The 18,280-nt window shown below is 63.5% G+C and carries 16 protein-coding genes; 11 read left to right on the forward strand and 5 right to left on the reverse strand.

Features of this window, described 5'->3' with window-relative positions:
- Positions 1 to 15: 15 nt before the first annotated feature.
- Both HMPREF2785_RS01310 and HMPREF2785_RS01315 read right to left on the reverse strand, forming a co-directional pair.
- Positions 16 to 1,977, reverse strand: coding sequence for a M3 family metallopeptidase (locus HMPREF2785_RS01310; protein WP_070613991.1), 1,962 nt, complete (start codon positions 1,975 to 1,977; stop codon positions 16 to 18).
- Positions 1,978 to 1,987: 10 nt separating this feature from the next.
- A complete protein-coding gene (locus HMPREF2785_RS01315) occupies positions 1,988 to 2,542 on the reverse strand; it encodes a hypothetical protein (protein ID WP_070613993.1) in 555 nt (184 codons plus the stop codon).
- 72 nt (positions 2,543 to 2,614) lie between these two features.
- On the opposite strand from HMPREF2785_RS01315, the gene HMPREF2785_RS01320 reads away from it, so the two are divergent.
- Positions 2,615 to 4,507 (forward strand): ABC transporter ATP-binding protein, encoded by a 1,893-nt coding sequence (locus HMPREF2785_RS01320; RefSeq protein WP_070613995.1) that lies wholly within the window; start codon positions 2,615 to 2,617, stop codon positions 4,505 to 4,507.
- Here HMPREF2785_RS01320 and HMPREF2785_RS01325 read toward each other — a convergent pair.
- A complete protein-coding gene (locus HMPREF2785_RS01325; protein ID WP_246821123.1) occupies positions 4,504 to 4,881 on the reverse strand; it encodes a type II toxin-antitoxin system VapC family toxin in 378 nt (125 codons plus the stop codon). The genes HMPREF2785_RS01320 and HMPREF2785_RS01325 overlap by 4 nt on opposite strands.
- Positions 4,882 to 4,891: 10 nt before the next feature.
- Complete coding sequence (locus HMPREF2785_RS01330; RefSeq protein WP_070569615.1) at positions 4,892 to 5,146, reverse strand: type II toxin-antitoxin system Phd/YefM family antitoxin; 255 nt, start codon at positions 5,144 to 5,146, stop codon at positions 4,892 to 4,894.
- A 73-nt stretch (positions 5,147 to 5,219) separates the two neighbouring features.
- On the opposite strand from HMPREF2785_RS01330, the gene HMPREF2785_RS01335 reads away from it, so the two are divergent.
- The 10 genes from HMPREF2785_RS01335 (at position 5,220) to HMPREF2785_RS01380 (ending at position 17,054) form a co-directional block, all read left to right on the forward strand.
- Entirely contained in the window at positions 5,220 to 6,341 is a 1,122-nt protein-coding gene (locus tag HMPREF2785_RS01335; RefSeq protein WP_070613997.1) for a MalY/PatB family protein, read from the forward strand.
- A gap of 87 nt (positions 6,342 to 6,428) precedes the next feature.
- A complete protein-coding gene (brnQ, locus tag HMPREF2785_RS01340; RefSeq protein ID WP_070613999.1) occupies positions 6,429 to 7,859 on the forward strand; it encodes a branched-chain amino acid transport system II carrier protein in 1,431 nt (476 codons plus the stop codon).
- Positions 7,860 to 7,917: 58 nt separating this feature from the next.
- Positions 7,918 to 8,904 (forward strand): LLM class flavin-dependent oxidoreductase, encoded by a 987-nt coding sequence (locus tag HMPREF2785_RS01345; RefSeq protein ID WP_070614001.1) that lies wholly within the window; start codon positions 7,918 to 7,920, stop codon positions 8,902 to 8,904.
- 69 nt (positions 8,905 to 8,973) lie between these two features.
- Entirely contained in the window at positions 8,974 to 9,753 is a 780-nt protein-coding gene (locus HMPREF2785_RS01350; protein ID WP_070614003.1) for a GntR family transcriptional regulator, read from the forward strand.
- A 9-nt stretch (positions 9,754 to 9,762) separates the two neighbouring features.
- Complete coding sequence (locus HMPREF2785_RS01355) at positions 9,763 to 11,184, forward strand: ABC transporter substrate-binding protein (protein ID WP_083308808.1); 1,422 nt, start codon at positions 9,763 to 9,765, stop codon at positions 11,182 to 11,184.
- Positions 11,181 to 12,104, forward strand: a complete 924-nt coding sequence (locus tag HMPREF2785_RS01360) for an ABC transporter permease (RefSeq protein WP_070421332.1) — start codon at positions 11,181 to 11,183, stop codon at positions 12,102 to 12,104. Before HMPREF2785_RS01355 ends, HMPREF2785_RS01360 begins: the two co-directional genes overlap by 4 nt.
- The gene (locus HMPREF2785_RS01365) at positions 12,101 to 12,880 is read left to right on the forward strand and encodes an ABC transporter permease (protein WP_070614005.1); all 780 of its coding nucleotides are present in this window, start codon (positions 12,101 to 12,103) and stop codon (positions 12,878 to 12,880) included. Before HMPREF2785_RS01360 ends, HMPREF2785_RS01365 begins: the two co-directional genes overlap by 4 nt.
- Complete coding sequence (locus HMPREF2785_RS01370) at positions 12,867 to 14,198, forward strand: ATP-binding cassette domain-containing protein (protein WP_070614006.1); 1,332 nt, start codon at positions 12,867 to 12,869, stop codon at positions 14,196 to 14,198. Before HMPREF2785_RS01365 ends, HMPREF2785_RS01370 begins: the two co-directional genes overlap by 14 nt.
- Positions 14,199 to 14,204: 6 nt before the next feature.
- Positions 14,205 to 15,110, forward strand: a complete 906-nt coding sequence (locus HMPREF2785_RS01375; protein ID WP_070614008.1) for a ribokinase — start codon at positions 14,205 to 14,207, stop codon at positions 15,108 to 15,110.
- Positions 15,111 to 15,131: 21 nt separating this feature from the next.
- Positions 15,132 to 17,054, forward strand: a complete 1,923-nt coding sequence (locus tag HMPREF2785_RS01380) for a BCCT family transporter (protein ID WP_083308817.1) — start codon at positions 15,132 to 15,134, stop codon at positions 17,052 to 17,054.
- On the opposite strand, the gene HMPREF2785_RS01385 is transcribed toward HMPREF2785_RS01380, so the two are convergent.
- The gene (locus tag HMPREF2785_RS01385) at positions 17,055 to 18,233 is read right to left on the reverse strand and encodes an alpha/beta fold hydrolase (protein WP_070614010.1); all 1,179 of its coding nucleotides are present in this window, start codon (positions 18,231 to 18,233) and stop codon (positions 17,055 to 17,057) included.
- Positions 18,234 to 18,280 lie beyond the last annotated feature (47 nt).

Here is an 18,280-nt window from a genome sequence, read left to right on the forward strand (position 1 = left end):
CAGGCCGTTAACCGGCTATGCCGATACGTCGGAGCCCGCCAGGCCGCGACGCTCCAGCAACGGACGCGTGTCCTTGTCGCGGCCACGGAACGCACGGTAGGCCTCGGCGTAGTCGCGCGAGGACCCCTTGGACAGGATGGTCTCGCGGAACTTCGCGCCGGTGTCGCGGTTGATGCCTTCCTGTTCGACCAACTGGTAGCCGTCGGCATCAAGTGCTTCTGCCCACAGGTAGGAGTAGTAGCCCGCCGAGTAGCCGCCGGCGAAGATGTGGTTGAACCAGGTGGAGCGGTAGCGCGGCTCGAGCCCGTCGATGTCCAGACCGACCTCGCGCAGGGCTTCTTCCTCGAAGGTTTGGATGTCGGACGGGGTGTCCTCGGTGATCGAGTGCCACGCCAGGTCGATCGCGCTGGCCGCGAGGTACTCGGCGGTGAGGAATCCCTGGCCGAACTGACGCGAGGCCTTCAGTGCGGCGAGTTGCTCGTCGGAAATGACCTCGCCGGTGTCCACGTGGCGCGCGTAGTTGCGGGCGATCTCCGGGGCGAACGCGTAGTTCTCGTTGATTTGGGAGGGGAACTCCACCCAGTCGCGCGGCACGTTGGTGCCGGAGTTCGACGGGTAGCGCACGTCCGACAGCAGGCCGTGCAGAGCATGGCCGAACTCGTGGAACAGGGTGGTCACTTCGTCGATAGTGAGCAGGTTCGAGGTGATCGACATGACGTTGACCACCACCGGCTTCGTGCCCGCCAGGTGCGACTGGTCCACAAAGGAGCTCATCCAGGCGCCGCCGCGTTTCGACGAACGCGCGTTGTAGTCCGTCAGCAACAACCCAATGCCAGTGCCGTCTTCTTCCTTCACCTCCCAGACGTCCACGTCGTCGCGGTAACCGTTGAGGTCCTCGCGCTTTTCCACCGTGATGCCGTAAAGGAGGTTGGCGGCGTAGAACACGCCGTCGGTGAGCACCTGCTCGAGCGGGAAGTACTTACGGATCTCCGCTTCGTCGATGCCGAGTTCCTGCTCGCGGCGCTTCGCCTGCCAGTACGGCCAGTCGGCGCCGTCGAGGTCTTCACCGGCGAGTTCGGAGGCGAGCTTGCGCTCAGCCTCAGCGTTCGCAGCGGCGGCAGGGGCCAGGTCCGCGATCAACTGGCATGCAGCAGACGCGGTGCCGGCGGTCTCCTCGGCGATGACGTAGTCGGCGTGCGAATCGAAGCCGAGCAGCTTCGCGCGCTCGAGGCGCAGCTTCACCGACTCGGCGACGATGTCGGCGTTGGTGTCGCGACCGCGGGCGCGGGAGGCGTCGAAAAGCTTGTGGCGTGCGCCCGAGTTTTCGAGTTCGGCCTGCAGGGACTGGGTGGTCGGCAGTTCGATCGGCACGACGAAACGCTCGCCGTCCTGGTAGGCCTCGATCTGTGCCTCGGACAGGCCGTCGAGTTCTTCGCGGGTCAGTTCCACGGCGAGTTTCTTCGTATCCGCCAGCAGGTTGCGGCCGAAGAGTTCGGACAGTTCGGACAGGCGCTGGTTGATCTCCTGCAGGCGCGTCTTGCCGGCCGCATCCAGGTCGGCGCCGCGACGTGCGAACCGGCGCTTGAGCTCGTCGTGAAGCCGCTGCGATTCCTCATCCTCCGGCGCCGTGACCTGCTGGATGCGGGAGTAGAGCTCGCTATTTTGGTAGATAGAGTCCACGTGCGCGGACAACTTGGGCACGATCCGGTCGGCGACGGCGTCGAACTCGTCGGTGGAATCGGTGCCCTGCAGGTTGAAGAACCACGCCATGACACGGTCCAGGTCCGCACCGGCGAGCTCGAAGGCCTCGACGGTGTTCTCCCAGGTTGGGGTGTCTTGGGTGGTGATGTCCGCGATTTCCTGCGCGTGGTTGACCAACGCCTGTTCAAAGGCGGGTTCCACGTGCTCAAGCCGGATTGCGGCGAAGTCCGGCAGGTTGTAGGGCAACGTCGATGGCGCAAGCAAAGGATTTGTCATGCGCGACAGTCTAATAGCTCAAATTGCCCTTGAATGTGACATTGCCAACAGTGAACTCTGCATCCCACAGGTTGCCCTGCGCGACCTCGAAGGGGAACTTCGCGTTCGTGGTGGCACCCGGGCCGAGCGGCATATCGATGCCGACGACATCCACCTGGGCCTTCTCCGCATTGGAGATGTAGGAGGCGTCGGTGTAGGAGGAGCCGTCGGTGCTGTAGCGCAGTTCCGGCTTCAGGGCGTCGACAGGCAGTGGCGCGTCGGACGTGTTGGTCACCGCGATAACGACCACGGTGCCCACGCCTGTCGACGACGTCCCCTGCCACTTGTACGACAACTCCATCGCCGGATCCTTGACGGACTTGCCGGTGAGCTCGTCGGTGACCTTCGGGTCGGTTTCCTCAACGTTGAAGGTGGGCTTGTCGTTGACCTTCGATTCGACGGATTCTTCGAGGTTCTGGCTGGTTTCGTCGCCAATCGGGTCTTCTTGTTGGTCCACGCAAGCTGCCAGCGGCATGGTCGTGGCCAGGATGACGGCGGCAAGCCGGGTGCTCGTGCGGATGGACATGTGCGCCTCGTTTTCTGTCGCGTAACTAGTGCTTCGCTGCACACAATACCGCGCAGGTACCCTGTGGAAATTATGCAGTCTTTGATGCGCGTCGTTCGCAGTGCTTCCGCGTTGTGGCCGTTTTATATCGCGGTTGTGGTGGTGTCGTCGATAGTCGCGGGGCTTGGGCTTATCTCCCCGTTCCTCATTCGGGAGGCAACCGACACGATCATTGCGGCGCTTGGCGACGAGCCCGTGCCCGACGCAACCCGCACCGTCGTCTGGCTCGCCATCGCGCTGTTTGTCGCAGAGGCGTCCGCTTCCATGCTGCACAACGTGTCCGGATACCTGGGCGATGTGATGGTGGCGCGCATCCGCCAGATTCTGTCTACGCGCTACTTTGCCAAGTTGCTCGCACTACCGCAGCGTTACTACGACAACCAGGTCACCGGCACGATCATCGCGCGGCTGGACCGCTCGATTGCGAACGTCACGCAGTTCATCCAATCCTTTACCAATAATTTCCTGCCGATGCTGCTGCAGGTCGTGGCCATTTTGGGCATCACGGCCTACTACTACTGGCCGCTGACGGTGCTACTGGCGCTGCTGTTCCCGCTGTATACGTGGCTGACGGCGTTGACGTCGAAACGCTGGCAGGTTTTCGAGCAGGAAAAGAACGCCAATATCGACGAGGGCAACGGGCGTTTCGCCGAGGTCGTTGGCCAGGTGAAGGTGACCAAGTCCTACGGTGCCGAGGTGCGCGAGTTAGAAAAGTTCGGCCGCCACTACACCAACACGGTGGACATCACACGGCCGCAGTCGCGCTGGTGGCACTCCATGGATACCGCGCGCGGCGTGGCCATGAACCTGATCTTTTTGGGGATTTACCTGATCCTGTTCACGCGCACGCTCGATGGGCATTTCACGGTTGGTGAGATGGTCATGCTCATCCAGATGGTGACCATGGCGCGCCAGCCGGTGACCATGATGAGCTGGATCGTCGATTCCGCGCAGCGCGCCATCGCCGGCTCGCGCGACTACTTCAAGGTGATGGACGAGCCGGTCGAGCCGACCGCGAACCGCCAGCTGGTGGCCGCGACGGAAGCCTCCGGCATGCCGGCGCTCGACGCAACGCAGCAGACACCGCTGAGGGTGCGCGAACCGGTCGTCGCATTCGACAACGTCACCTTTGAGTACATGCCGGGTGAGCCGGTGCTGCACGATGTGACGTTTACCGCCCGCGAGGGCGAGAAGATCGCGCTGGTTGGCGAGTCCGGCGGCGGCAAGTCCACGATTGTGAACCTGCTGCTTGGCCTCTACCCCATCACGCGTGGCCGCCTTGAGGTGTGCGGCGAGGAGATCTCGCACCTGGACGTGGAGAAGCTGCGCGCCACCACGGGTGTGGTGTTCCAGGAGGCTGCGCTGTTTTCCGGCTCGGTGTTTGAAAACATCGCCTACGGCAAGCCGGACGCGACGATGGAAGAGGTCGTTGCCGTGGCCAAGCGTGCGAACGCGCACGACTTCATCATGAAGTTCACCGATGGTTATGACACGATCATCGGCGAGCGCGGCCTGCGCCTATCCGGTGGTCAGCGCCACCGTGTGGCGGTGGCGCGCGCGATGCTCAAGGACGCCCCACTGTTGATTCTCGACGAGGCCACCTCCGCCCTGGACACCAAAGCCGAGCGCGCCGTCCAAGCCGGCTTGGATGAGCTCATGCGCAACCGCACCACCATCATGATCGCGCACCGCTTATCGACGATCGCCGGCGTGGACACCATCATCACCCTGCGCGACGGACGTATCGACGAGATCGGCTCGCCGGCAGATCTGGCTGTCTCTGGCGGTATTTATTCAGAGCTATTGCGCCTGACGGCAACCTCTTCTGCTGCAGATAGGAAGCGGTTGAAGGCGTTCGGTTTCGCCGCCGACGGGGGCGATGACGACGAGTACGACGAAGATGAAGACGAGGGCACAGCGGACTAAACCGAAATCACGTTCAAAAGTTCCTCAAGACCTCTAAAGTCCTGCGGGTTCCTCGTATACAAATCAAGCCCTTCCGCCACAGCAGTGCTTGCGATCAAAAGATCAAACGCGCGGCCTCGTGGCTTTCGCCCGGCACGGATCACTGCCCCATATACAAGGGCATAGGCTTGTGCTGCACGATCGTCGAACGGAATACATTCAACGAGTTCAGCGATTGCACGGGCCTGATTTGATCGTCGGGCACGCTCCAAAGGATCCTGCGCTGCAACAGGGCCGACAGCCAGCTCAGCGAAAGCGATAGACGAGATTGCCCACTGCTCTGGCAGCAGATTTGGATCTATTTCATCGAGATCGAAGAGCACCGATGTATCCAACAAGCCTCGCCTAGTCACGCGGATCAATTCGTTGGTCTACATACTCGTCAATATCGGCCCGGAACTCTTCAAACTTAACTTTCGGAAGCCGCTTGACCGTTGCTAACAAGTCTTCTTTTCGAGCGAATCGTGACTTTCGTAATGGTCGCAATTCACCGACCGGTTGCGAGTTGCTCGTAATCACAAATGTCTCCCCCTCATCAAGCGCTCGCATGATACGCCCGCTTTCATTGCGCAGCTCTCGCTGGCTGATTGTCTCCGTCATGTACTGACCGTAGCACCACGCGCTACGGCATAAAAGGGTCCGCAAAGGAAAAAATCTCACTACCGTAGGGCGCATGCAATTTCCCAGCCTTGAAACCCTGCAAGCCCGCGGCACGCGCAAGTGGACGCAGTTCGACGCTGACGTGCTGCCGTTGTTCATCGCGGAAAGCGACTTCCCCACCGCCCCGGCGGTAAAGGAAGCGATTGCGGATGCGGTGGAACGCGAGATGTTCGGCTACACCCCGGCGCCGCACGCGCACCATTTGGGTGAAGCGGTGGCTGGGTTCTACGAGCACCGCTACGGCTGGCGCCCGGACGCGGATAAGATCTTCCCGGTTGCGGATGTGGTGCGCGGTGTGATGCTGGCGATCAAGTACTTCACCGAGGGCGATGTGATCGTGCCGGTGCCGGCGTACTTCCCGTTCCTGGAAGTTGCCCAGGTTGCGGGCCGCAAGCGTGTGGATGTCTCCAGCGCAGGCGGGCTCGAACTGGATGAGGTGGACGCGGCGTTTGCCAACGGTGCCGGTAGCATCATCGTGACCAACCCGTTCAACCCGGGCGGCTACATCTTTACCGCTGATGAGTTGGATGCCGTCTGCGAGGTCGCGCGCAAGCATGGCGCGCGCGTGATTGTCGACGAAATCCACGCGCCCTTAGTCTTCGACGGCGCCCACGTCTGCGCCGCAGCAAACAACCCGGACGTGTGCATCACGGTGACGGCAACGTCGAAGGCATGGAACGTGGCGGGCTTAAAGTGCGCGCAAATGATCTTTACCAACGACGAGGACGTTCGTACGTGGAACGCGATGTCGGGGGTAGCCAAAGACGGTGTGGGCACCCTCGGCATTGTGGCCGCGGAGGCCTGCTACACGCATGGTCGTGAGTTCCTCGACGAAGAGATAGAGCAGCTGCGGGCCAACCGCGACTGGCTGGTGGAGCACCTCCCCAAGGCCGTGCCGGGTATTGCAATTGAGGTGCCGCAGGCGACCTATTTGATGTTCCTGGACTTCTCAAAGACCAAGCTTGTGGATGAAAAACCGGCGGCGTGGCTTCGTCGTCACGCAAAAGTTGCGATGAATGAGGGCGTGGACTTTGGCCCTGGCGGAGAGCACCGTGCGAGGATGAACTTTGCCACCTCCCCGGAGATTCTCCAAGAGGCTGTCAAGCGGATCGGGGACGCAATCAACACCATCTAACGTCCCACCTATTGGAACTCAGTTCCCATCTAGCGGGCGTGTGGTCTATGCTAAGGCAACTGCACACTAGCTAGAGAGGTTCTCCCAATGGGTTCCACAGCGATTTCACGGGCAGACGGCCAGTCAACGAATGGACGCTCCACCAGCGCCATCATCGTGACTGCGCTCGCCCTGTTCTCAATGTTCTTCGGTGCGGGAAACCTCATCTTCCCGCCAATGCTGGCCGTCCAGGCCGGTGACAACTTCTGGCCGGCACTCATCGGCTTCCTCCTCACCGCATCGCTGCTGCCGGTGCTCGCCGTGATCGCGATTGCACTGTCCGGCTCGAACCTGCGCGACCTCGCACAGCGCGCCGGCACCGCCTTCGGCGTGGTCTTCCCGGTCCTGGCATACCTTTCCATCGGCGCGTTCTACGCACTGCCACGTACCGGTGCCGTCTCGTTTGAAACCGCGATCACCCCGCTGTTCGGCTTTGACTCGCTGGTTGCCTCGGGCATCTTCAACGTCGTGTTCTTCGGCATCGCCCTGGCGCTGTCTTGGAACCCGACCACCATCATGGAGAAGCTGGGCAAGTTCCTCACCCCGGCGCTGCTCGTCCTGCTGATCGTCATGATCTCCGTGTCCGCATTCCGCTGGAGCGCCGAGCCGGCCACCCCGCAGGAGCCGTACGACAACGGCCCGCTGACCTCCGGCCTGCTCGAGGGCTACCTGACCATGGACTCCATTGCCGCACTGGCGTTTTCCATCGTGGTGATTTCCACCCTGCGTGGCCGCGGCTTCAAGGAAGGCGCCCCGCTGGTCAGCGGCACCATCTATGCAGGTGTTGGCGCCGGTGCCATGCTTGCGCTGGTGTACGTCGGTCTTGGCGTCATTGGCCGTGTCATGCCGGGCGCATCCAACTTTGACAACGGCGCAGGCTTGCTCGCTGAAGCCTCCAACCTGACCATGGGTGGTGCTGGACAGGCAGTGTTCTCCGCCATCGTGCTGCTCGCCTGCCTGACCACTGCTGTCGGCCTGATCACCGCAACCGCCGAGTACTTCTCGGAGCAGTTCCCGGGTTCCTACCACGTGTGGGCTGTCATCTTCGCTGTCGCTTCCATGATCATGGCAACCCAGGGCCTGGACTTCGTTATGGCGATCGCTGCTCCGGTGATCGGCTTCCTGTACCCGCCGGCGATTACCCTGATTGCCCTGACGCTCATCGAGCCGGCCTTCCGTGCACGTACCCGCTTCAGCTGGGCGTTCTTCGTCCCGCTGTGGGTCGCCGTGGTCTGGTCCGCGATCGAGACCTTCATCTCCTTGGACTGGGCAGCCGATGCACTGCGCCCGATTGTGCAGTGGGCCCCGTTGGCCGCCGAGGGCCTCGGCTGGGTTGTTCCGGTTGTTGTGGCCTTCATCATCGGTTTGATCGTGGACCTGGCCAAGCCGAAGCCTGCGATGATCCCGGGCACCATGGAGTCCATCGAAGGCGAAGACCTCTCCGCCGAAGGTGACGCTGCACCGGTGCTGCAGTCGTAGTCGCACCTGGCTCTCCTGCGAGGCCCCACTGTTCGCAAAACGCGTACGGTGGGGCCTTATGCGTACGCCACTTTCTCTGATCGATTTTTGCACCCGCTACCCCGACGAGTCCGTCGGCGAGGCGATGAAACGCTCCGTTACTTTCGCCCAAAAGGCGGAAGGGTTGGGCTACGACCGGATTTGGTACGCGGAGCACCACAACATGTCGAGCATTGTGTCGTCGTCACCCGCAGTGCTCATTAGCCACATCGGCGCGAAGACCGAGCGCATTCGCCTCGGTTCGGGTGGGGTGATGTTGCCGAACCACTCCCCGTACGTCATTGCGGAGCAGTTCGGCATGCTCGAGGAGCTCTACCCCGGCCGCATCGACCTTGGTTTGGGGCGCGCGCCCGGTACTGATCAGCAGACGTTGGGCCGCGCTTTGCGACGAGACCCTGCCGCCGCCGAGCGCTTCCCCGACGATGTTCTCGAGCTACAGGCCTGGCTGTCCAACGAGTCCCCACTGCCGGGCGTGACGGCGATGCCCGGGTTTAACACGAACGTACCGCTGATCATTCTGGGTTCGTCCATGTTCGGCGCATCCCTGGCCGCGAAGCTGGGCCTGCCGTACGCGTTCGCCTCTCACTTCGCGCCGCAGCACTTGGAGCAGGCCACCACCTATTACAAGGAGAACTACCAGCCGTCGGAGCGCTACCCGGAGCCGTACTGCATCGCCGCGGTCAACGTCACGGCTGCCGATTCCGAGCAGGAGGCCGTGGAGGAAACCCGTATCGTGCACCGCAACCGGGTGCGTGCGTTTATGGGTCGTCGTGGCACTGCACTTTCGGACGATCAGCTCGACGCCGTGGTCAATTCCTTCCAGGGCCGTCAGATCACGGACATGCTGCGCTACACGGCGAAGGGCACCGGCGAGCAGGTTGCGGAATACCTCGAGGCCTTCCAAAAACTGGCCAATGCGGACGAGTTGATGATTTCGCTGCAGTCCGGAAGCCACGATGCAACCCTGCGCAACATGGAAATTTTGGCCGGTTCCTGGGGAAAGTAAAATTCTGGTGAACAGTGGTCTAGGATTTGGCTATACAAATCCGCTTCGACCACGAAAGAACTGACCCTCATGGCTCAATTGCCCACCGGTCCACTCCGTCGCCCACAGCAGCACGAGGAGATCGCCGATTACCTTCGCGACGAGATTTTCGCAGGCCACATCCCTGCAGGCGAATCGTTGCCAAGCGAGGTCGAGTTGTGTGAGCAGTTCAACACCTCCCGCGGACCGGTGCGTCAAGCGGTAGCGACGTTGCGCGCGGAGGGCCTGCTCTCCTCGGGCCGCGGGCGTCGCTCTCTGGTGCTGTCGAATACCCGCACTGAGACGTTCGAGGAGATCCTGTCCACCACCTCGTGGTTGTACCGCATGGGTAAGAACCCGGGCGAGGTGGTTAACCGCCGCGGCATCATCGAGGCGGACGAGACTGTCGCCGAGAAGATGCACATCGCCCCTGGTACGGACGTCTACGTGCTCGACCGGGTGCGCAGCGCCGACGACGAGCCGCTCGTGGCCGAAGTGATGTACTTCGACGCGTCGCTGACCGACGTGATTGAGACGGTGGATACCTCCGAGGATTCCATCCACCGCGAACTCATTCGCGCGGGCGCGGACTTTAACAACCTGTCGCGTTCCTTCACAGTCGAGCGCGCCGACGCGAAGCTGGCCAAACAGCTCGGCATCGAGGAAGACGACCCGGTTGTTGTGGTGGCGCTGAAGGCGCTGACACACAACGGTGACGTGCTCGAATACGCGGTGCACATCTTCCGCGCGGACAAAGTGTCCTTCGGATTGAACAATGTTCGGGGGCACTCGTCCCCCCTGTGGTTCCAGGTGGAATCCGACATCCACTAATCTCACAGCATGCTTTCAAGGACGCTGGTCGCAGCCACCGTCTCCCTGTCACTTACGTTGGCTGCTTGCACCAATTCCGAGGCCCGCGATGAGGTGGTGGTTGCGGCTTCCGCAGCACCTGCTGGCTTGGACTTCACCACCGTTGGCGGCGCTGCTGCACCCCAGGCTCTCGTGGGCAATGTGTACGAGACGCTGGTGCGTATCGACGACAACGGCCAGCCCATCCCCCACCTCGCCTCCTCGTGGGACCTCGACGGCGACACATTCATCTTCCACCTACGCGACGACGTGACGTTCTCCAACGGCAAAGCGTTTACCGCCGAGGACGCCGCGTTCTCAATCGATTACGTGCAAAACGAGTGGACGAATGGGTTGAAGGCCCAGATGGCTCCGGTCGTCGATACGCACGTGCTCGACGAGCACACCTTGGCCGTCACCATCGAGGGTGACGCGGACGCGTGGCTGTGGTCCATGGCAACGCTGACCGGCGCGATGATGACCCCGGCGAGCATCGAGCGCCTGGCCACCGACCCGCTGGGAACCGGCCCATACACAGTGCAGCGCTTCGACATCGGCGAGAAGATCGTCTTCGAGGCACGCGAGGACTACTGGGACGGCTCCGTCGAGCGCAACGCCGTGATGCGTTACTTCGACGACCCGGTCTCCGCCGTCAACGCGCTGCGCGTGGGTGACGCGGACGTGGTGTGGGCGATGCAAGCCCCGCAATTGATCGAGACGCTGCCCGAGGACATCCGGGTGGAAGTGGGCACCACCAACGGCGAAGTGCTACTGAGCATGAACAACCAACGCGCCCCCTTCGACGACCCCGACATCCGCCGCGCGGTGGCGTACGCGATCGACCGCGACGCGATCAACGAGGTGGTCTACAACGGGCTGGCCACCGACACCGGCGGCGCCCCCGTCCCACCGACCGACCCATGGTTTACCGGGCACAACTACTACCCCTTCGACCCCGACAAGGCCCGCAAACTGCTCGCCGGGCGCACCCCGGAGGTCACCATCACGGTGCCCAACCTGCCGTACGCACAGACCGCATCGGAGCTGCTCTTCTCGCAACTTCGCGACGTCGGCTTCAACATCAAACTGGAAACCGTCGAGTTCCCCGCCGTGTGGCTCAGCCAAGTGCACAAGGGCCACGACTACCAGTCCTCACTCATCGCCCACGTGGAGCCGCGCGACGCCGCCCAACTGTTCGGCAACCCGGACTACTACCTGGGCTACGACTCGCCCGAGGCCCAGCAGCACTTCGCGGACGGCGACATCAAAGCCGCCATCGACCAAGTCATGGCCGACGCGGCGTCGCTGACCCTGGTCAACGCGCCCAATATCGTGCTCTACGCCCCAGGCGTGAGTGGACTCAACCCCAACGTGGTCACTGACTCGCTACGGCTGAACGAGGTGAAGAAATGATCCGCACCATCAGCAAACATCTGCTGCGCTTTGTGCTGCTGCTTGTCGCCGCCAGCCTGATCATCTTTACGCTGCTGCGCGCAGTGCCGGGCGACCCGGCGCGCATCGCGCTCGGCGTGGCGGCAACCGAGGCAGACATCGCAGAGCTCAACACCCGCCTCGGGCTCGACCGCCCGTTGCCAGCGCAGTACTTCGACTGGATTTCAGGGCTGATCACCGGCGACTTTGGTGTGTCGTTGTCCTCGGGCAAGGAGATCACCGAATCCGTCATTGAACGCGCCGGGGTATCGCTTACGCTCACGGTGCTTGCGATGACGGTGTCGCTGCTCGTCGCGGTACCCGCCGGTGTGTACATCGCGGGTCGGCGCCGTTCCGCGGGACCTGCGCTGGTCAGTGGCCTGTCGCAGGTGGGCATCATCGTCCCGTCGTTTCTTGTCGGTATTGCGCTGGTGGCGTTGTTCTCCGTACGCTTAGGCTGGCTGCCCGCCAACGGGTGGGGCACGCCTGCGCACGTGGTGCTGCCGGTGGCGGCGCTTTCACTTGTGCAGGCGTCGATTCTGACCCGCTACATTGCGGCGTCGGTGCGCGAGGAGCTGGGGAAGGATTATGTGCGTACGGGACGGGCGCAGGGGTCGTCGATACGCGCAGTGCTCTACTCCTCTGCCCTGCGCAACGCGGCACTGCCGGTGATCACGGTCGTTGGCGTGCAGCTGGCGTCGCTGGTCGTTGGCGCGGTGGTCATCGAGCGCGTGTTCACGATCCCGGGGTTGGGCACAATGCTTCTCGACGCCGTAGGCAACCGCGACCTCACCACCGTCCAAACCGTGATGATGCTGGTCGTGGCCTTCACGCTGGTGGTCAACCTCATTGTGGATCTGACGTACACGGTGGTCGACCCGCGGATTCGGAGGCAAGCATGACAACACAACGCAAAATCGGCGGGCTGATCGTACTGGCCGTCGCGGCAGTTGCGCTGCTGTCGCTGGTGTGGACGCCGTTCGACCCGCTACAGGCCGACGTTCAGAACCGACTCCAGGACACTTCGGCAGCGCACTGGATGGGCACCGACCAGTTCGGCCGCGACATCACCTCGCGCGTCATGGACGGTGCGCGCCTGACCCTAACGGTGGCCATCGGCGCAGTTGGGCTTTCCGCGTTGGTCGGCGTGCCGCTGGGCATCTGGGCCGGCATGCGCCGCGGTGCGTCCCGATTCGTCATGGCCGGCGCCGACCTTCTGCTCGCCTTCCCCGCGCTGCTGCTGGCCATCGTGTTCACCGCCGTGTTTGGTGCCTCGATCTGGATCGTCGTGCTAGCCATCGGCATCGCCGGCATCCCGGGATTCGTCCGCGTCGCCCGCGCCGGCACGCTGCAGGTGATGCAAAACGACTACATCCTGGCCGCACGCATTGCCAAGGTGTCCGGGCCTGCAATCGCGTGGCGCCACGTCCTGCCGAATATCTGGCCGATCGTGCTCACACAGGTCTCCGTCGCCGTGGCCCTTGCCATTCTCGCCGAGGCTGGCCTGTCCTTCCTCGGCCTCGGCTCCCCCGCCCCGTACGCGTCGTGGGGCCGCATGCTGCAGGCCTCGCAGCCGTTCTTGGCCACCTCCCCGCACCTCGCACTGTGGCCGGGCCTGGCCATCGCGGTGACCGTGCTGGGATTTAACCTGCTCGGAGGCACCAATGATCGACGTTAAGCACCTCAGCATCGACGGCATCCTCCACGACATCACCTTCCACATCGCCCCCGGCGAACGCGTGGGCATCATCGGCGAATCCGGCTCCGGCAAGTCCGTCACCGCCTTAAGCATCATGGGGCTGAGTGACCTGCCCGCGACCGGATCCATCACCGTCAACGGCACCGAGATGGTGGGCACCCGCGACCGCGTGCGCCGCCGAGTGCGCGGCAAAAACGTAGCCATGGTGTTCCAAGAACCCATGACCGCACTCGACCCGCTGAAAAAGATCGGCCGGATCGTTGCCCGCGACCTGCTCCGAGACGTTGGCGTGGACCGCCCCGACGCCTACCCGCACGAACTCTCCGGCGGCCAGCGCCAGCGTGTGCTCATCGCGCTCGCGCTATCCCAGAACCCGGACGTGCTCATTTGCGACGAGCCCACCACCGCCCTCGACGCCATCGTCCAGTCCGACATCCTCGACCTGCTCGACCGCCTCGTCCGCGAGCGTGGCATGGGCCTGCTGTTCATCTCCCACGACCTGGCCGTGGTGCGCCGCATGACCGACCGGGTGCTGGTGTTTAAGGACGGGCGCATCGTCGCTGGCGACTCCGACTACGCCAAAGCACTCGCCGCCGCAGCCGAGCCCGGCGCGCCCGCTGCCCCTGTCACGCTCGGCGAGCCGGTCGTCGAACTGGATGGTGTCTCGCTGCAGCGCGGCGCCACCATGGCGGTGGACAACGTCACCCTCACCGTCCGCGAGGGCGAGCGCCTGGCCATCGTGGGCGGCTCAGGCTCCGGCAAGACGTCGCTGCTCCACCTGATTGCGGGGCTGCGCCAGGCCACCTCCGGCACCGTGACGGTCGCAGGGGACGTGCAGATGGTGTTCCAGGACCCGTACTCCTCCCTTGACCCACGTATGGAGGTTGGGGCGTCGATTCGTGAGGTAGGCGTCGATAAGCAACGCTCCGACGAAATGCTCGAGCGCGTCGGCCTTGCCGGCGCCGGCCACCGCAAGCCGGCGCAATTCTCCGGCGGGCAGCGCCAACGCATCTCTATTGCGCGCGCCGCAGCCCCTCGCCCGAGCATTTTGCTTGCCGACGAACCCGTGTCCGCCCTCGACGCCACCATCCAGGACCAAGTGCTTGACCTGCTTCGCGACACCATAGGCGCCAACACCCTCATCTTCGTCACCCATGACTTAAACGTCGCGCGTGAACTCTGCCCCACCGTCGCCGTGATGCAGTCAGGGCGCATCGTCGAGCAGGGGCCAACCGAGGAGATCTGGGCCAACCCACAGCACCCCTACACCCGAGAACTGCTCGCCGCCGTACTATAGGCACCCATGAGTGCCGCAAAAATCTGCGTGGTCGGATCCATCAACGCCGACCTCACCGTCAATGTTGACCGACACCCCACCCCAGGCGAAACGCTACTCGGCTCCGGCGGAGGCATCACCGCCGGCGGCAAGGGCGCGAACCAAGCCTGCGCCGCCGCACGCCTCGGCGCCCCCGTCGCACTGGTCGGCGCGGTAGGCACCGACTCGAACGCCATCCCGGCAACTGCACTGCTGCGCGAGGCGGGCGTCGACCTCACCCACGTCGAAGAAGTCACTGAGGTCACCGGTCTTGCCGTGATCACCGTCGCAGCCAACGGCGAAAACACCGTCCAGGTCGTCCCCGGCGCCAACGCGCTCGTGGACGCCGACTTTGTCTCCCGCCACGCCGAGCCCGTCGAAACCGCCGAAGTGGTCCTTTTGCAGGGCGAAATCCCGGCCGACGGTTTCGCCCGCGCCGTCGAACTGGCAAAGGGTCGCGTGGTGATCAACCTCGCCCCCGTCGTCGACGTACCACGCGAGGCCCTGCTCGCCGCCGACCCACTGATGGCCAACGAGCACGAAGCAGGCCTGATCCTCGACCAGCTTGGCTACGACTCCACCGGCACCCCCGAGGACCTCGCACGCCGCCTGAAGGACGCAGGCTTCGCCTCCGTCGTGCTCACCCTCGGTGCAGCAGGTGCGCTCGTGGTTGAAGGCGACGCGCTGACCCACATCCCCTCCCCACAAGTCGATGCCGTAGACACCGTCGGTGCCGGCGACTCCTTCGCAGGCGCGTTCTGTGCCCGCATCATCGAGGGCGACACGCTCGTCGAGGCCTCCACCTATGCGTGCCGCGTCGGCGCGTTCTCCGTCACCCGCCCCGGGGCACAACCGTCCTACCCGACCGCCGCCGACACCCTGCCTGGAGCGTAAACCCAAATGAGCCCTCAGATGATGCCGCGACGGTCGTCGTCGACAAGCAATAAACGCCCCATGCGCGTCCAACGCACACAAGGCGTCTACCCCGACGACATGCACCCCGGCCTCGTCCCGGGCATCAGCGTCGAAGAATCACGCCACAACTTCAGCCTGGACAAAGTCGTTTTCGGCGTGACCGCCGCAGCCATCCTTGCCTTCATCATCTGGGGCGTGACCTCCCCAGAACAGGTCGGCTCGAGCGCGTCAAGCGCACTGTCATGGGGCCTTCGCAACTTCGGCTGGCTCTTCAACATCGTGCTCGTCGCCTGCGTCATCATCATGGCAGTGCTGGCGTTCTCTCGCTTCGGCAACATCACACTGGGCAAAGACGACGAAGAACCCGAATACTCGTTCTTCTCCTGGGTCGCCATGATGTTCGCTGCAGGCATCGGCGTAGGCATCTTCTTCTTCGGACCCTCCGAACCACTGACCATGTACCTCGACCCGCCACCGCTGACCGTCGAGGCCGAAACCGAAGAAGCACTGCACCGAGCAATCGCCCAAGCCAACTTCCACTGGGGCCTCTCCCCGTGGGCGCTCTACGCACTGGTCGGCGGCGCCATGGCCTACTCCTGCTACCGCCGCGGACGACCCACGCTTATGTCGTCGCTGTTTACCCCGGTGTTCAAGCGCTCAGGCCCTTTCGGCACCATCATCGACATCCTGGCGATCGTGGCCACCCTGTTCGGCACCGCGGCCACGCTGGGTATTTCTACCCTGCAGATCGGCGACGGGATCGCCATCATGCGCAGCGGCGACTCCGCCCCCATGGGCGTGCTGCTGACCGTCATGGGCGTGCTCACCATCGGCTTTGTTATCTCCGCCGTCTCTGGTGTGGGCAAAGGCATCCGCATCCTGTCGAATATCAACATCTCGTTGACGTCGGCGGCCATCCTGTTCATCTTCGCCACCGGGCCAACCCTGCTGCTGGTCAACCTGCTGCCGTCAGGCACCCTGGTCTACGCCGACCGCTTCTTCGACATGGCGTCGCGCTCCTTGTCCTGGGGTGAAGACACCCTCGACTTCCAGTCTGCCTGGACTGCCTTCTACTGGGCGTGGTGGATCGCCTGGGCACCGTTCGTCGGCATGTTCATCGCACGAATCTCCCGCGGACGCACTCTGCGCCAATTCGCGGTAGTGACCACGCTCGTCCCCACCGCCGTGCTCATCTGCGCGTTCACCATCTTCGGCGGCACCGCAATCACCTTCTCCCGCGAAGGCCGCGAAGGCTTCGACGGCACCGCCACCCCGCAGCAAGTGCTCTTCAACATGTTCGGCGAAATGCCGCTGGCGGAGATCACCCCGTACATCCTCATCGGCATCCTCGCGGTGTTCTTCATCACCTCCGCAGACTCCGCCTCCACGATCATGGGCTCCATGTCGTCCAAGGGCGACCCCGAGCCGAACAAACTCGTGGTGGTCTTCTGGGGACTGGCCATGATGGGCATCGCTGTGGTCATGCTGCTCTCCGGCGGCGAAGACGCCCTGTCCGGCCTGCAGTCCCTGACCATCCTGTCCGCAATGCCGTTCTCGGTGGTCATCCTGCTGCTGATGTACTCGTTTATCAAGGACCTCTCCACCGACCCCATCGCCATCCGCAATTCCTACGCCCGCAACGCGGTGAAGTCCGCCGTCATCCGAGGCATCGAAGAATACGGCGACGACTTTGAAATCGTGGTCGAGCCCTCTGCAGCAGGCGAAGGCGCAGGTGCCGAGTTCGATTCCACGTCCGACGAATACACCGACTGGTATCGACGCACCGACGAAGAAGGCACCCCCGTCGGCTACGACTACGAAACCGGCGAATGGTCCGACGGCTACCAGGCCGAAGACGAAGACAGCACGAACACCGACAGCGGCACCGGCACCGGCACCGCCGCCGAAGACAACCGCGGCTAGCTACTTCCCCGCCATGTCCAGCAGGCGGCCGAGCACCGCCTTGCCGTGGCGGCGCAGCCCGTCGTGCTGGAACTGGTCCGTCTCAAACACCTTCGCACCGATGACATCCGCAGTTTCCAGCGACAGCTCGCGCGGCACGTAGATGTCGTCGGTGTACACCGCCGCGTACGCATCATGGCCCCCACCGAGCCCGCCATACAGGTTGTCCCAGTCATCCTTCTGCGCCAACTGTTCTGCTGCAGCCTTGAACGGGCGCAGCTCCGGGTCCTCGTCGAATTGGAACGGGAAGATGTACTCGCCGGTGAGGTAAAACTCTTCGTCGTCAGGGCTAGCGTCCGGCGCAAACCCTGCAAGTTCGCGAGAGACCCGCTCCGCCGCCCAGTTCGTCGCCCCCGGCACCGTGCCGCCGTAGATCGACTCGTGCACCGCCGCATACAGAGGGCCTTTGGCGAAACTCACGCGCTCCCCCACCGACGCCAAAAAGTCCGTGCGCAGCCTGCCGTTCGGGTGAAACGGCGCCTCAAACAACTGCGCCAGCGACGCGAACCCATCCTCGCGCCCCAACTCGATGCCGAGAGTGCGCAGGCGCCGCGCGCTCAGCCGCTCGCCGGTAGGCAGCAGTTCCTCCTCCGCCTCCAGGTGGCGACACACCTCGCGGATCGTCCGCTCAGCCTCCGGGTACTGCTCGTTGAACTGCAGGTGGCGGCGCTTGAGCTTGGCAAAGGTCGCACGGTAGACGCTCTCTACGCCCTCGCTTATCGACGGCAACCCGCCCGTAAACAACGCCCTCCCCACACTCTCCGGGTGCACGGCCAAATAATGCGTCAGGCAGAACCCGCCAAAGGACTGGCCCAACACATCCCACTGCTTCAGCCCCATCTCCTCACGCAACGCTTCCGCATCGGCGATGATGTCGCTGGCGCGAAGCTGGGTGAGCACGGTGTCGTCGATAAGCGACGGCGTCGCCGAATCAATCCTGGTCGAGCGGCCCGTCCCGCGCTGATCCAACATGACCACCTGGTAGCCGCGCTCGAGCGCAGTTTCCACCCACTCGAACCGCTCACGCGGCGCCGGAAAACCCGGGCCACCCTGCAGGAACAACAACGCCGGGGCATCCGCCTCACCGAAGATGCGGGCGAAGATGGAAAAGCCGCCACGGTTCAACACAATTTCACGCATACGGCGATTGTAGGAACCGGGGCGAGAGTTTCCACGTCAAATAGTTA

Source organism: Corynebacterium sp. HMSC067D03, from assembly GCF_001811185.1.
GTDB classification, from domain to species: Bacteria; Actinomycetota; Actinomycetes; order Mycobacteriales; family Mycobacteriaceae; genus Corynebacterium; species Corynebacterium coyleae.

Coding starts and splice junctions, on each gene's coding strand:
- HMPREF2785_RS01310 (WP_070613991.1), bottom strand. CDS start 1,977: ATGACAAATCCTTTGCTTGCGCCATCGACGTTGCCCTACAACCTGCCG.
- HMPREF2785_RS01315 (WP_070613993.1), bottom strand. CDS start 2,542: ATGTCCATCCGCACGAGCACCCGGCTTGCCGCCGTCATCCTGGCCACG.
- HMPREF2785_RS01320 (WP_070613995.1), top strand. CDS start 2,615: ATGCAGTCTTTGATGCGCGTCGTTCGCAGTGCTTCCGCGTTGTGGCCG.
- HMPREF2785_RS01330 (WP_070569615.1), bottom strand. CDS start 5,146: ATGACGGAGACAATCAGCCAGCGAGAGCTGCGCAATGAAAGCGGGCGT.
- HMPREF2785_RS01335 (WP_070613997.1), top strand. CDS start 5,220: ATGCAATTTCCCAGCCTTGAAACCCTGCAAGCCCGCGGCACGCGCAAG.
- brnQ (WP_070613999.1), top strand. CDS start 6,429: ATGGGTTCCACAGCGATTTCACGGGCAGACGGCCAGTCAACGAATGGA.
- HMPREF2785_RS01345 (WP_070614001.1), top strand. CDS start 7,918: ATGCGTACGCCACTTTCTCTGATCGATTTTTGCACCCGCTACCCCGAC.
- HMPREF2785_RS01350 (WP_070614003.1), top strand. CDS start 8,974: ATGGCTCAATTGCCCACCGGTCCACTCCGTCGCCCACAGCAGCACGAG.
- HMPREF2785_RS01355 (WP_083308808.1), top strand. CDS start 9,763: ATGCTTTCAAGGACGCTGGTCGCAGCCACCGTCTCCCTGTCACTTACG.
- HMPREF2785_RS01360 (WP_070421332.1), top strand. CDS start 11,181: ATGATCCGCACCATCAGCAAACATCTGCTGCGCTTTGTGCTGCTGCTT.
- HMPREF2785_RS01365 (WP_070614005.1), top strand. CDS start 12,101: ATGACAACACAACGCAAAATCGGCGGGCTGATCGTACTGGCCGTCGCG.
- HMPREF2785_RS01370 (WP_070614006.1), top strand. CDS start 12,867: ATGATCGACGTTAAGCACCTCAGCATCGACGGCATCCTCCACGACATC.
- HMPREF2785_RS01375 (WP_070614008.1), top strand. CDS start 14,205: ATGAGTGCCGCAAAAATCTGCGTGGTCGGATCCATCAACGCCGACCTC.
- HMPREF2785_RS01380 (WP_083308817.1), top strand. CDS start 15,132: ATGCCGCGACGGTCGTCGTCGACAAGCAATAAACGCCCCATGCGCGTC.
- HMPREF2785_RS01385 (WP_070614010.1), bottom strand. CDS start 18,233: ATGCGTGAAATTGTGTTGAACCGTGGCGGCTTTTCCATCTTCGCCCGC.